The sequence below is a fragment of the Amycolatopsis sp. NPDC005232 genome (assembly GCF_040607795.1).
Taxonomy (GTDB): domain Bacteria; phylum Actinomycetota; class Actinomycetes; order Mycobacteriales; family Pseudonocardiaceae; genus Amycolatopsis.
Genome location: NZ_JBEXHL010000028.1, coordinates 124,475 through 137,780, shown reverse-complemented (window position 1 = coordinate 137,780; position 13,306 = coordinate 124,475). Strand labels below are relative to the sequence as shown.

Sequence of the window (13,306 nt, the reverse complement as noted above, 5' to 3'; positions counted from 1 at the left end):
GCAACAAACCCCCCCACCCAACACACCGAGGGCCCCCCCCCCACCCCCGGGCGGCCCACTCGCACGAATACTTCACTCCTTGGCAGTCACTCCTTGGCAGTCACTCCTTGGCGGAGTCACCGTTCGAGTCACCCTCGGCCGGCTTCTCGGCGTCGTCCTTCGCCGGCGGCTCGGGCAGCAGCGCGTCCAGCGCCGCCCCCGTCAGCCGGCGGAACGCCCGCCGCGGCCGCGCCCGGTCCAGCACCGCGACCTCGAGCTTGATCTGGTCCGGCTCGGTAGCCGCACCGTTGTTGCCGTTCGGCGTCGAAACGGTCGCCCGCAGGCCCTCGATCGCCGTCGCCAGCGCCGTCGCCAGATCGTGCTCCGGGTCGACGGTGTCCTTCAGCTTCGTGCTGATCGGCTCGGTCTGGCCACCCATCACCACGAACGGCGACTCGTCGAAGATCGACCCGTCGTAGGTCAGCCGGTACAGCTGGTCCTCCGACTGATTCGCCCCGACCTCGGCGACACACACCTCCACCTCGAACGGCTTCAGCTGCTCGGTGAAGATGCTGCCCAGCGTCGCGGCATACGCGTTCGCCAGCGCCCGCGCGCTCACGTCACGCCGGTCGTACTGGTAACCCTTCAGGTCCGCGTGCCGGATCCCCGCCACCCGCAGGTTCTCGAACTCCGAGTAGCGGCCCACCGCGGCGAACCCGATCCGGTCGTAGATCTCCGACACCTTGTGCAAGGTCGCCGACGGATTCTCCGCCACGAACAGCACCCCGCCGGAGTACTTCAGCACCACCACGCTCCGGCCGCGCGCGATGCCCTTGCGCGCCAGCTCGGAACGCTCCCGCATCAGCTGCTCGGGAGAGGCATACAACGGCATCGTCACGGTGTCGGCTCCACGTTCTCCGGTGTACCGGCGGTCGAAGGTTCAGCGTTCGGGAAAGTCACCGGCGATCAGCTCGGCCGGTGGTGCGTGCGCTCGGCGCGGCCGGCCACCACGGCCTCCGCCACCGCCGCCGTCTGCTCCGACGGCAGCTGCACCGCACCGGTCTCGGCGGTGATCGTGACAACGCTCGGGAAGATACGCCGCACCAGGTCCGGCCCGCCGCTCGCCGTGTCGTCGTCCGCGGCGTCGTACAACGACTCCACGGCCGCCCGCACCGCGGCGTCGACATCCGCGTCGGGGTCATACAGCTTCTTCAGCGCCGACTTCGCGAACAGCGAACCCGAACCGACACCCGCGTACCCGGCGTTCTCCTCGTAGCGCCCACCGGCGGCGTCGTACGAGATGATCCGGCCGGCGCGCTTCGCGTCCTCGGCCTCCAGGTCGTAGCCCACGAACAGCGGCACCACGGCCAGGCCCGCCATCGCCATGTCCAGGTTGGCCTTCACCATCCCGGCCAGCTTGTTCGTCTTGCCGTCCAGCGACAGCGACACACCCTCGATCTTCTCGTAGTGCGCCAGCTCCACCGCGTACAACCGGACCATCTCCACGGCCAGGCCCGCGGTACCCGCGATCCCCACCGCCGAGTACTCGTCCGTGACGTGCACCTTCTCGATGTCCCGGCTCGCGATCAGGTTCCCCGACGTCGCCCGCCGGTCACCCGCGATCAGCACACCCCCGGCGAACGTCAGCGCCACGATCGTGGTCCCGTGCGGCACCGCCAGCTCACCCGCCCCGGACGACGGCACCCGCCGCGCCGGCAACAGCTCAGGCGCCTGCGCCCGCACGAAGTCCGCGAACGACGACGAAGCCGGCGAGAAGTACGAAGCAGGCAGGCCGGGTCCCGAAAAACCCGCCCGAGGGAAGGTGTTGTCCATACGTGCTCTTGGTTCCCATCTGTATCGGCTGAAGAAACAACGCTGAGGCCGCGCACCGAAGCCGTGCAACCCGACACCGTGCCGAGGCGAAGTCTGCCGCGCAACCTGTCGCCGCGCAGTATGTCGCCCGCACCGCCGAAGTCGTGCAGCGGCACGCCAACCGACAACCGCCCCCGGAAACCCGAGGGCGGCTACCGGCCGCGAACGACTACTCGCCGCCCTTCTGCACGTAGGCGCGAACGAAGTCCTCGGCGTTCTCCTCCAGCACGTCGTCGATCTCGTCGAGGATCGTGTCGACGTCCTCGCCGAGCTTCTCGCGCCGTTCCTGGCCCGCCGCTCCGGTGGCTTCGAACTCCTCGTCGGAGTCTCCACCGCCGTGCTTCTCGATCTTCTCCTGCGCCATATCGCCTCCCGGTGTGGCCGATGATTCCTAGCCTACCCAGCGGCCCCGACATTCGGGGCAACGCCGCGATCCCGATCCGCGGCCCCGTGCCGGTTCGGACTAGTCCGAACCGGTGATCGCCTCGACCAGCTCCTCGGCCGTCGCCGCCGCGTCCAGCAGCTTCCCGACGTGCGCCTTCGTGCCCCGCAGCGGCTCCAGCGTCGGGATGCGCACCAGCGACTCCTTGCCCACGTCGAAGATGACCGAATCCCACGACGCGGCCGCGATCGACGTCGCGTACTTCTCCAGAGCCCGGCCCCGGAAGTACGCCCGGGTGTCCGACGGCGGAGTCGTGATCGCCGCCTGGACCTCCTCCTCCGTGACCAGCCGCTTCATCGACCCACGCGTGACCAACCGGTTGTACAGGCCCTTCGCCAGCCGCACGTCCGAGTACTGCAAGTCCACCAGCCGCAACCGCGGCGCACCCCACGCCAGCTGATCCCTCTCCCGGTACCCCTCCAGCAGCCGCAGCTTCGCCGGCCAGTCCAGCCGATCCGCGCACTCCTGCGGATCCCGCGTCAGCGCGTCCAGCACCTCGCCCCAGACCCGCAGGACCTCCTTCGACGCCTCGTCCGCACCCGTGCGCTCGAGGTTCGCCGACGCGATCTCGTGGTAGGCGAACTGCAGGTCCAGCCCTGAGAACTTCTTCCCGTTCGCCAGCTCGACCTTCGTCTTCAACGTCGGGTCGTGGCTGATCTTGTGCACGGCCCGCACCGGCTCGTCCAGCTTCAGCTCGTCGAACCGGATCCCCGACTCGATGAGGTCCAGGATCAGCGCCGTCGTACCCACCTTCAGGTAGGTCGAGTACTCCGACAGGTTCGCGTCACCGACGATGACGTGCAGCCGCCGGTACTTGTCCGCATCCGCGTGCGGCTCGTCGCGCGTGTTGATGATCCCGCGCTTCAGCGTCGTCTCCAGGCCGACCTCGACCTCGATGTAATCCGACCGCTGCGACAGCTGGAAACCGGCCTCTTCGCTCTGCTGGCCGATCCCGACCCGCCCCGAGCCCGTCACCACCTGCCGCGACACGAAGAACGGCGTCAACCCGGCGATGATCGCGGTGAACGGCGTCGACCGCGAACACAGGTAGTTCTCGTGCGTGCCGTAACTCGCACCCTTGCCGTCCACGTTGTTCTTGTACAGCTGCAACGGCGGCTGACCCGGCACGGACGCCGCCTTCAGCGCCGCCTCCTCCATCACCCGCTCGCCGGCCTTGTCCCAGATCACCGCATCCCGCGCGTTCGTGACCTCAGGCGCCGAATACTCCGGGTGCGCGTGGTCCACATACAGGCGCGCACCGTTCGTCAGAATGACGTTCGCGGCGCCCAGATCCTCCACGTCCGGGTCGTGCCCCGGCCCACCCGGACCCGTCAAGTCGAACCCGCGCGCGTCGCGCAACGGCGACTCCACCTCGTAGTCCCACCGGGCCCGGCGAGCCCGCGGAATGTCAGCAGCCGCCGCGTAGGCGAGCACCACCTGAGTCGAGGTGAGCACCGGGTTCGCCGTGGCGTCCCCAGGCACGGCGATGCCGTACTCGACTTCGGTTCCCATGATCCGACGCATACCACCACCCTACGGGGTAAGGCCGTGCGACGATGCCCCCATGCCAGGCAGTGACGAACTCGTTGCCCTCTATGACCACGCCGGCCACGTCGTGGGCCAGGCACCCCGCTCCCGCGTCCGCGCCCAAGGTCTGTGGCACGCCGCCGGCGTGGTGCTCGTCCGTTCGGGCGACGGCGAATCCGTGTACGTCCACCTCCGCACCGCGGACAAGGACATCTTCCCGTCCACCTGGGACTGCTGGGCCGGCGGAGTCGTCGCCGCGGGCGAAACCCCCGCCGACTGCGCCCGCCGCGAGCTCGCCGAAGAACTCGGCGTCCACGGAGTGGAACCGGAACCCCTGTTCACCAAGATCTATGACCAGGGCACCGTCCACTGCCACAACTTCGCCTACGAAGTCCGCTGGGACGGCCCCATCCACCACCAGGCCGAAGAGATCGCCGAAGGCCGCTGGCTCCCCCTGACCGAACTGCGCGCCTGGGTCGACGACCCCGAAAGCCCCTTCATCCCCGACGGCCGCGAAGGCGTGCAGGAGTGGTTCCGCCGCTACGGCTGAGCAACCAGCTTCGCCACGACCTTCGGCAGCAACCGCTTCGCCGCGTCCGCCGCCCGCGCCGGCGTGCTCGCCGCCACGCTCAACGCCGACACCAGCTCACCCTTCGCCAGCAGCACCGTGCAGGTCGACCCGTCGCACCACGCCCGCTGCTGCGCAACACCCGGCTGCGGCGCGATCGTGAGCACCTGACCGGCACAGTCCGCAGCGGACACCACGTCGGCACCCGACCCACCCGCGTACGCCGTGACCTCGTGCGTGATCCCCGAACCACTCGGGTACACCCAGCTCGCCGACCGCCGCTCCCCCTGAGCCAACCCCGACAAGCACCCCGACGCCTTGCCCGGCCCGAGCGAAACGCCCTCCTCCGCAACGTCCTCATCGGACAGCAACGCGGCCGAAGCCGCCGCAGCGGCCAGAATCCGAGGATCGGGCGCGGCGGACGTGGGAGAACTCGGCGGCGCGGCAGGCGGCGGAGTCACCGGCGCGGACGTCGTCGCGTCGTTCACCGGCGTCGGATCGTCGTAGTACGTCTCGAGATCGTTGGGCCGGTTGCCGCACGCGGTCGTGAGCCCTACCAGCGCGACCGCCGCCACCGCGAGCACCTGCCGATGACGCACCTGCCGCCCCTCCGGAAGATCCGAGAACCGCGGCCCACCCGCCGAGCGCGCGCTGCAGCGAGGGTAGTGCAGCCCGTCAGTCCCACCCGAGGTGGGACCGGTGCCGCCAGTACTCCTCCGGCGTCTCCGCCAGACCCGCCAGCTCGGCCACCTCGTCCGCGGTCAGCGAAACCCGCGTGGCGGCCAGGTTCGCGGCCAGCTGCGCAGTGCTCGACGGACCCACCAGCGCCGCCGAAACCCAGTCGTTCGCGAGGACCGCGGCCACCGCGACCGCGTCCGGACCCACCCCGTGCGCGGCGGCGATGCGCGCGAGCGGCTCGGGCGCCTCCACGACCAGGCGGCCGTTGGCCAGCGTCTCCTTGACCAGCACCCGTTTCCCCGCCGCGCGCGCCTGGGCGAGCGCCCCGCCGACCGACGGCTCCAGAACGTTCCAAGTGGACTGCACCGACGAGAACACCGGCCGCCCAGCCGCTTCCAGCTCGAACGCGCGCCGCACCGCGTCCGCCTGCGCCGGCCCGGACGTGGAGAACCCGACCTCGACGCCCTGATCGGACAATCCCGCCAGCGCGTCGATCAGCGCCGCGTCCGAGAACAACGGACTGTCCACAGTGAGCGAATGCACCTGGTACAGACTCACGTGGTCGGCCAACAAGGCCCACGTCTCGGCCCACTGCTCGGCGAACCGCGCCGCCGAGTGCTCCTTGACCTCGTGCACCGGCGCGTCGAGCCGCCACTCGCCGACGTAGCGGTAGCCCCACTTGCTCGACACCGTCACGTCGGTGTGGCCGGTCTCCGCGAGCCAGCTCGCGAGGAAGTCCTCGGCCAGCCCGTAGGAACGCGCGACGTCGACCCAGCGCACGCCCGCCGCGTACGCCGCGTCGAGCACCTCGTGGGTCGCGGCGCGCATCGCCGGTACGTCCCGTGTCGCCGGCAGCTCCCGGCCCAGGTTGATGTACGCGGGCCGGCCGAGAGCGGCTAGCCCGACCGCGATGCGCTCCATTCGGTGTCCTTGTCTGTGCAGGTTTGGGCCGGCGACGCGAATGCGTTGCCGGCCACAGGTTTATTCGACCCAAGGCCAGCCGTATAGGTCGTTATACAGTTTGTTTGTGTCGGAGGATGGCGAGCCATTGTCCGGAGTTCTGGGCCTGGCGGTGGAGTTTTTCCAGCCGAGCGGCGGGCGCCCGGACGTAGCCCTTGCCGAAGACCGGGGCGATCTGGCGGAGGCTGGCGCCTTCCTCGCGGGCGGCGAGCAGGGCCCAGTCGGACGCGTCGGCACAGGCGGCGGACGCGCGGCGCAGCTCCCCCAGCAGGTCGATGAGATCGTTGGCGCTCAACTCCCCCGCCTGGACGGCCGCCGCGGTCGTCTCCAGCCAGGTCAGGACGTCGGGTTCGGTGATCGGGGCGCGCGGGCGCGGCGTGTCGTCGGTGCTCACAGCCGGGAAGTATAGGTCGTTATACACCAGACTTGGATGAGATGGCCGATAACCGCTGGTCTCGCGGCGTGGCGAGCCGTTGACTGGCCACGAGTGTGGCAGTCGATCAGGAGGGTCATGACCGGGCAGTTCGGTATCAGTGCGCGATTCGTCGCGCTGGCAGTGGTGTGGGGCGCGAGTTTTCTGTTCATCAAGGTGGGCCTGCAAGGCCTCTCCCCCGCCCAGGTCGCCCTGGCTCGCGTCGGGTTCGGAGCACTCGCGCTGGCCGTGATCCTGGTGGCGCGCCGCAGGCCGCTCCCCCGCGACCTCGCGTTGTGGGGTCATCTGGCGGTGGTCTCGGTGCTTTTGTGCGCGGCGCCGTTCCTGCTGTTCTCGTGGGCGGAGCAGTACATCTCGTCCGGGCTGGCCAGCATCTTCAATGCGACCACGCCGTTGCTGACGATGGTGTTCGCCGCCGCGGCGCTGCCGGCCGAGCGCCTCACCGCACCGCGCGTGGCCGGGCTGCTGCTGGGTTTCGCGGGCGTGCTTACGCTCGTCGGCGTCTGGCAGGGCGTGGACCTCTCGCACGAGCTCACGGCGCAGCTGGCCTGCCTGGGCGCGACGGCCTGCTACGGCGCGGCTTTCGTCTACCTGCGCCGGTTCGTGTCCCCGAAGGGCGCCGATCCCGTGGTGGTGGCGTTCGGGCAGGTCGGCTTCGCGACAGTGCTGCTCTTGCTGCTGGCCCCCATGGTGGCGAGCCAGCCGATGCACCTCAGCGCCGCCGTGGTGGTCAGCATGCTCACGCTGGGCGTGCTGGGAACGGGGATCGCGTACGTGTGGAACACACGCGTAGTAGCGGCCTGGGGCGCGGCGCACGCATCGTCGGTGACTTACCTCACACCGGTGGTGGGCGTGGTGCTCGGCGTCCTCGTGTTGCACGAGCCCGTGCACTGGAACGAACCCGCGGGTGCGGTCCTCGTGGTGCTCGGAATCCTCGCGTCGCACGGAAAACTCCCGCTCCGTCGACGGCAGACCGCGAGCGTGGCCGAAAAGGTGTGAAACGCAGACGTGGGGCCGCCGGCGAACCGGCAGCCCCACGTCGGGGTACTGCGTTTTCTACAGGTACTGACCCGTGTTCGTGGCGGTGTCGATCGCCCGCCCCGAGTCCTGGTTCTTGCCGGTGACGAGCGTGCGGATGTAGACGATCCGCTCACCCTTCTTGCCGGAGATCCGGGCCCAGTCGTCCGGGTTCGTGGTGTTCGGCAGGTCCTCGTTCTCCGCGAACTCGTCGACGATCGCGTCCAGCAGGTGCTGCACGCGCAAGCCGGGCTGCTGGGTCTCCAGCACCGACTTGATGGCCGATTTCTTCGCCCGGTCCACGATGTTCTGGATCATCGCGCCCGAGTTGAAGTCGCGGAAGTACAGGACTTCCTTGTCCCCGTTGGCGTAGGTCACCTCGAGGAACCGGTTTTCGTCGCTCTCCTCGTACATGCGCTCGACCGTGTGCTGGATCATCGCGTCGAACGTGGCCTTCTGGTCCCCGCCGAACTCCGCCAGGTCGTCGGCGTGGATCGGCAGGCCTTCGGCCAGGTACTTGGAGAAGATGTCCTTCGCGCCCTCGGCGTCCGGACGCTCGATCTTGATCTTCACGTCGAGCCGGCCCGGCCGCAGGATCGCCGGGTCGATCATGTCCTCACGGTTGGAGGCGCCGATGACGATGACGTTCTCCAGCCCTTCCACACCGTCGATCTCCGACAGCAGCTGCGGCACGATCGTGGTCTCCACGTCGGAGGACACGCCCGAACCACGGGTGCGGAAGATGGAATCCATCTCGTCGAAGAACACGATGACGGGAGTGCCCTCGGAGGCCTTCTCCCGAGCCCGCTGGAAGATCAGGCGGATGGACCGCTCGGTCTCACCGACGAACTTGTTGAGCAGCTCGGGGCCCTTGATGTTCAGGAAGTAGGACTTCCCGTCCTCCTTGTCGCCCCGCGCCTGCGCGACCTTCTTGGCCAGGGAGTTGGCCACCGCCTTGGCGATGAGCGTCTTCCCGCAGCCCGGAGGCCCGTAGAGCAGCACACCCTTCGGCGGCCGCAGCTGGTATTCCTGGTAGAGATCGGCGTGCAGGAACGGCAGCTCCACCGCGTCGCGGATCTGCTCGATCTGCCTGCTCAGGCCACCGATGTCCTCGTAGCGGACGTCGGGCACCTCCTCCAGCACCAGGTCCTCGACCTCGGCCTTCGGCACGCGCTCGTACGCGTACCCGACCTTCGTGTCCACGAGCAGCGAGTCGCCAGGCTTGAGCGGCTGCTCGGCCAGCGGTTCGGAGAGCAGGACGATCCGCTCCTCGTCCGCGTGCCCCACCACGAGAGCACGGGGCACGCCGCCCTCGTCCTCGGGTGCGAGCACCTCACGCAGTGCGCACACCTCACCGGTGCGCTCGAAACCGCCGCCTTCGACGACGGTGAGTGCCTCGTTGAGACGCAGCGCCTGACCACGGCGCAGCGACGAGATCTCCACGGCCGGCGACACCGAGACCCGCATCTTGCGGCCCGCGGTGAAGACGTCCACCGTGTTGTCCTCGTACGAGGTGACGAAGACCCCATAGCCGCTCGGCGGCTGGGCCAGCCTGTCGACCTCTTCGCGGAGGGCAAGCAGCTGACCACGCGCCTCGCGCAGGGTCTCGACCAGTTTCGTGTTGCGCTCGGTGAGCTGGCTCACCCGTTCGGACGCCTCGGCGAGGCGCTGTTCGAGAACTCGGTTCTGCCGCGGCGAATCGGTGAGTTTGCGACGCAACAGCGCCACTTCCTCCTCGAGAAAACGGATCTGCCGGGCTTGTTGTTCCGCCGTCTGCCCTGCTCCGCCTGTTGCTGAAGGGTCGGCCTCCTCGCGCCGACCTCCGGGAAGGTCATGATGCATCGGGCACCTCCTCGGAGTGCTTTTCATTCCACGGTACCGGCGATCACCGACAATAAAAGGCCTTTCCGCATCACAAGATCGGCGCGTCGCGATTTCCGCACCCGCTCAGCACGGTCGTCACGGATGCGCAAGCGGCCGATTCGGTGCCCGGACACCGGAGGCCGTCACGCCCTGTTCCACCAGGCGAAAGCGAGCACGGTGCAGGTAGCCCTCTGCCCTGCCGCCAACCTTGGTTTCGCCGGATTCCGGCCTGAGCGCACGGATCCCGGGCGGCCTGGCTAGCATCCCCCGGGGTTCACCTCACCCGGTGGCCAGGTCGGCACGCGAAGGAACACTAGGGGGCACCACACATGACCTACCCGCCGCAGCAGCCCGGTGGTCACGGCCAGCAGGGCGGTGGCTACGGAGGTTACGGGCAGCAGCCGAATCCCTACGGACAGTCCCAGCAGGGCCCAGGTCAGCCCCCGTCCGGCCCTCAGCAGCAGCCCGGCTACCCCGGCGGGCAGCCCCACGGCGGGCAGCAGCAGCCGGGCACCTGGCCCCCGCAGGGCGGGTACCCGCAGTCCGGTCCGCAGCAGCAGCCGGGCTACCCGGCTCAGCAGCTCCCGCCCTTCGGGCAGCAAGATCCGTACTCCCAGCCGCCGCAGTACGGGCAGCAAGATCCCTACCAGCCCCACGGCGGGCCCCAGCCGTACGGGCAGCAAGATCCGTACCAGCAGGGTGGAACGCAGCAGTTCGGGCAGCCGGAGGGCCACCAGCAGGGCGGTTTCGGCGATCAGTACGGCCAACCGGGTGGTTATCAGTCCTTCGGCGGCTACAACGAGCAGCCTCCGAAGAAAAAGAAGACCGGCCTGATCGTCGGGATCGCCGTCGGCGTGGTGGTCGTGGTGGGTGCCGCGATCGGTCTCGTCATCGGGCTTTCGGGTGACGACAAGGACAAAACCGACACCGCGGCCCCGCCGGCGCCCCCGGCTGTGAGCAGCCCCGGAGGGGGCCTGCCGAACACCGGCGCGCCGGCCCGGCCCAGCACGAGCACCGGTTCGACCCCGTCGACGGGGTCGGCCTCCGGCAGCAACTCGCCCGCACCCGGCGGGAAACAAAGCGCGCAGGAGCTGTTCCAGGCCGCCGCGGACGACTTCACCAGCGGCGACGGTGCCGCGCTCGCCGGACTGGCCTGCCGCAGCCTCTACAACGGTGGCGCCGTGGATATCCCGACCACCCAGATCCAGCTCACGGGCGCCGCACAGGAGAACGGCAACACTGCGTCCGTGCGGTACAAGGCCACGCAGGGCGCGAGAACGGCGAACGGGACGATGACCTCGAAGCGCGAGGCCGGCGTCTGGTGCCTGGTCGACGCCCAGGCGGACAAGCAGTGAGACCCCGGCGGTGAGTGGCAGACTCACCGCCGGGCTCGTCGTGCTCGGCGCTCTCGTGGCCGGCGCGGTGCTCGGCCTGGTGCTGGTCGCACCGGCCGGGCCCTCACCGCCACCGCCTGCGGCGCCTTCCCAGCCTGCGAGCGTCCCCCCGTTTTCCTTGCCCGCGAGCGACGCGGACGTCGCCGCGACGAACGTGCTCGCCAACGCCATCGTCGACGCCATCAAGCGCGGCGACGCCACGGAGTTCGGCCGGCTCACGTGCGAACCGCAGACTTCCCAGGCTCTGGCCCGACTGCAGTCGCAGTGGGACGCGGCGGGACCGCTCACCGTCACCCTCGCCGGGCCGCCGAACGTGGCTGGGGACTCGGCCGGCGTCACCGTGCACGTGGAAGGCGCGGGCGGGCGCAAGGACACGCCGTTCCCGATGCACCGGGAAAACGACCGGTGGTGCGTGCCGGGCTAGGCCTCAGCCCTTGCCCTTCGCGGGCCGGCGCGACACTCGCGGGGACACCGTGCCGTCGGCGAGCCGGCGCGCGGTGAGCAGGAACGCCGTGTGCGCCACCATCCGGTGGTCCGGCCGCACCGCGAGGCCGACGACGTGCCACGGGCGCATCAGCGTCTCCCACGACTCCGGTTCGGTCCAGCACTGCTGTTCCCGCAACGACTCCGTCACGCGGGAAAGCTGTGTGACGGTCGCCACATACACCGTGAGGACACCGCCCGGCACGAGGTGCGCGGCGACGTTCGGCAGCTGATCCCACGGCGCGAGCATGTCGAGCACGACCCGGTCGACCTCGCCGGCGTGCGTGGCCAGGTCGGCGACGGTGAGCGTCCAGTTGTCCGGCTTCTCGCCGAAGAACTTCACGACGTTGCGCTCCGCGTGCTCCGCGTGGTCGTCGCGGATCTCGTAGGAGGACACGTGCCCGGCCGGGCCGACGGCGCGCAGCAGCGAGAGCGTCAGCGCGCCCGAGCCGGCGCCGGCTTCGAGCACGCGCGCACCCGGGAAGATGTCGCCCCACATCACGATCTGCGACGCGTCCTTGGGGTAGATCACCTGGGCGCCGCGCGGCATGGACAGCACGTAGTCCGGCAGCAGGGGCCGCAGCGCGAGGTAGTTGCTGCCGCCGGCCGAGGTCACCACGGAGCCCTCGGGAAGCCCGATCAGCTCGTCGTGCGCGAGCGCACCGCGGTGCGTGTGGTACTCGCCGCCCTCGGCGAGTGTGAGGGTGTAGTGCCGGCCCTTCGAGTCCGTCAACTGAACCCGGTCTCCTGCGCGAAACGGTCCGCTGACCGACAACTTCTTCCTCCACCTCACACGCGAAACGCTGGCGTCAGATCCTCGCAGGTCGTCCGCGCGGGTCGCCGGTCGGGTGCACTCTCAGTGAGCGTGGCGGCCGCGCACGAGCGCGGCCCGGAGGTCCTCGCGGCGCAGCACGCCGGCGGGGCGGCCCTCGTCGTCGACCACGAGGAACTGCCACGCGGGGGTTTCGCGCACGCGTTCGGCGATCTCCTCCCCCGGCTCCGAGGCCAGCAGCACCGTTTCGGCACGGATCGGCTCGGCCGCGAGCTCCGCCGGGGCGTGCGGGTGGGTCCCGGCCAGCTGTTCGGCGGCCTGCTCGTCGAGCAGCCCCGCGGCGACCCCGTCGGCGCGCACGAGGACGACCCCGCGGCCGGCCGAGGCAGCGAGCGCGTCGGACACCGGGCTTTCCGCGGGCAGCTGCAGAACGGGGCGGACCAGCTCGGCCAGCTCGAGGCCGTCGGGCCAGCTGCGCCGGGCTTCGGCCGCGAGCTCCGAACGGGCGCCGAGGATCACGAACCAGGCCGTGACCACGCAGACGCCGAGCCGCAGCCAGCGGTCCTCGCTCTGGGTGGCCAGGCCCCACAGTGCCCACACGATCAGGCCCGTCGCGACAACCGCGCCCCCGGCCACTGCGGCGCGCGTGCCCTTGGCGCGCATCCCCGTCGCGGCCCAGACGCCGGCCCGCACAAGGCGGCCGCCGTCGAGCGGCAGCCCGGGGAGCAGGTTGAACACGCCCACCGCGAAGTTCGCCACGGCGCACTCCGCGACCAGCAGCCACACCGCACCGTCCGGCGGCACGGCGAGCATCAGCAGGGCACAGAACCCGCCCAGCACCAGCGAGACCGCCGGCCCGGCCGCGGCCACCAGCCCTTCCTGCCCGGGCCGGCGCGGCGTTCGCGCGACCTCGGACAGCCCACCGAGCAGGAACAGCCGCAGCCGGCGCACGGGAATCCCCAACCGCAGCGCCACGAGGCAGTGCCCCAGCTCGTGCGCGAGCACCGACAGCCCCAGCAGCACCGCGAACGCGGCCGCCAGCAGCCACGACGTGGGCGTCGACGCGTCCGGCAGCAGCCGCCCCACCAGCGGCGCGTACAGCACCACGATGATCAGCGACCCGATCCACCACGACGGCGCCAGCAGCACCGGCACCCCGGCCACCCGGAACAGCAGCAGCCCGCCGTCGCCGGGCGTGGCGCGCCGGGACGGCCCGGCACCGTGCTGTCGGGTCGCGGCCATGCGGGCAAGAGTAGGGGTCAAGGTGTGGGAAGGGAGTGACCTGTGTCCGTGTCCTTGGCCCTGGCTCCGCCAGGGC

The 13,306-nt window shown here is 70.2% G+C and carries 14 protein-coding genes; 4 read left to right on the top strand and 10 right to left on the bottom strand.

Annotation, left to right across the window (positions count from 1 at the left end; genetic code table 11):
• Window positions 1–100 precede the first annotated feature (100 nt).
• From prcA to dop, 4 genes are all read right to left on the bottom strand, one after another.
• Window positions 101–877: a proteasome subunit alpha gene (gene prcA / locus ABZU76_RS38035; protein ID WP_354878866.1), complete on the bottom strand. Its 777-nt coding sequence runs from the start codon at window positions 875–877 to the stop codon at window positions 101–103.
• A 68-nt stretch (window positions 878–945) separates the two neighbouring features.
• Window positions 946–1,812, bottom strand: a complete 867-nt coding sequence (gene prcB, locus ABZU76_RS38030) for a proteasome subunit beta (RefSeq protein WP_354878863.1) — start codon at window positions 1,810–1,812, stop codon at window positions 946–948.
• A 208-nt stretch (window positions 1,813–2,020) separates the two neighbouring features.
• Window positions 2,021–2,215 carry a ubiquitin-like protein Pup gene (locus tag ABZU76_RS38025; RefSeq protein WP_220240779.1) on the bottom strand — a complete coding sequence of 65 codons (195 nt, stop codon included), beginning with the start codon at window positions 2,213–2,215 and terminating at the stop codon, window positions 2,021–2,023.
• Between the two features lie 99 nt (window positions 2,216–2,314).
• Window positions 2,315–3,817 (bottom strand): depupylase/deamidase Dop, encoded by a 1,503-nt coding sequence (gene dop / locus ABZU76_RS38020; protein ID WP_354878860.1) that lies wholly within the window; start codon window positions 3,815–3,817, stop codon window positions 2,315–2,317.
• 40 nt (window positions 3,818–3,857) lie between these two features.
• On the opposite strand from dop, the gene ABZU76_RS38015 reads away from it, so the two are divergent.
• Window positions 3,858–4,370, top strand: coding sequence for an NUDIX domain-containing protein (locus ABZU76_RS38015; protein WP_220240781.1), 513 nt, complete (start codon window positions 3,858–3,860; stop codon window positions 4,368–4,370).
• Here the strand turns inward: ABZU76_RS38015 and ABZU76_RS38010 are convergent.
• The 3 genes from ABZU76_RS38010 to ABZU76_RS38000 all read right to left on the bottom strand — a co-directional run bounded on the left by ABZU76_RS38010 (window position 4,361) and on the right by ABZU76_RS38000 (window position 6,420).
• Window positions 4,361–4,987 carry a hypothetical protein gene (locus ABZU76_RS38010; RefSeq protein WP_354878856.1) on the bottom strand — a complete coding sequence of 209 codons (627 nt, stop codon included), beginning with the start codon at window positions 4,985–4,987 and terminating at the stop codon, window positions 4,361–4,363. The genes ABZU76_RS38015 and ABZU76_RS38010 overlap by 10 nt on opposite strands.
• Before the next feature lie 76 nt (window positions 4,988–5,063).
• The gene (locus ABZU76_RS38005; protein WP_354878853.1) at window positions 5,064–5,987 is read right to left on the bottom strand and encodes an aldo/keto reductase; all 924 of its coding nucleotides are present in this window, start codon (window positions 5,985–5,987) and stop codon (window positions 5,064–5,066) included.
• Between the two features lie 91 nt (window positions 5,988–6,078).
• Window positions 6,079–6,420 carry a hypothetical protein gene (locus tag ABZU76_RS38000; protein WP_354878850.1) on the bottom strand — a complete coding sequence of 114 codons (342 nt, stop codon included), beginning with the start codon at window positions 6,418–6,420 and terminating at the stop codon, window positions 6,079–6,081.
• Between the two features lie 117 nt (window positions 6,421–6,537).
• Here ABZU76_RS38000 and ABZU76_RS37995 point away from each other — a divergent pair, with 117 nt between their 5' ends.
• Complete coding sequence (locus ABZU76_RS37995) at window positions 6,538–7,458, top strand: DMT family transporter (protein ID WP_354878847.1); 921 nt, start codon at window positions 6,538–6,540, stop codon at window positions 7,456–7,458.
• Between the two features lie 57 nt (window positions 7,459–7,515).
• Here ABZU76_RS37995 and arc read toward each other — a convergent pair whose 3' ends face one another.
• Window positions 7,516–9,318, bottom strand: coding sequence for a proteasome ATPase (arc, locus tag ABZU76_RS37990; protein WP_354878844.1), 1,803 nt, complete (start codon window positions 9,316–9,318; stop codon window positions 7,516–7,518).
• 350 nt (window positions 9,319–9,668) lie between these two features.
• Between arc and ABZU76_RS37985 the strand changes: the two genes are divergently transcribed.
• Window positions 9,669–10,694, top strand: a complete 1,026-nt coding sequence (locus ABZU76_RS37985; protein WP_354878841.1) for a hypothetical protein — start codon at window positions 9,669–9,671, stop codon at window positions 10,692–10,694.
• Between the two features lie 10 nt (window positions 10,695–10,704).
• The gene (locus ABZU76_RS37980) at window positions 10,705–11,157 is read left to right on the top strand and encodes a hypothetical protein (protein WP_354878838.1); all 453 of its coding nucleotides are present in this window, start codon (window positions 10,705–10,707) and stop codon (window positions 11,155–11,157) included.
• Between the two features lie 3 nt (window positions 11,158–11,160).
• On the opposite strand, the gene ABZU76_RS37975 is transcribed toward ABZU76_RS37980, so the two are convergent.
• Window positions 11,161–11,991 (bottom strand): tRNA (adenine-N1)-methyltransferase, encoded by an 831-nt coding sequence (locus ABZU76_RS37975; RefSeq protein WP_220240789.1) that lies wholly within the window; start codon window positions 11,989–11,991, stop codon window positions 11,161–11,163.
• Window positions 11,992–12,072: 81 nt separating this feature from the next.
• A complete protein-coding gene (locus ABZU76_RS37970; RefSeq protein WP_354878835.1) occupies window positions 12,073–13,230 on the bottom strand; it encodes a M50 family metallopeptidase in 1,158 nt (385 codons plus the stop codon).
• Between the last annotated feature and the right edge of the window lie 76 nt (window positions 13,231–13,306).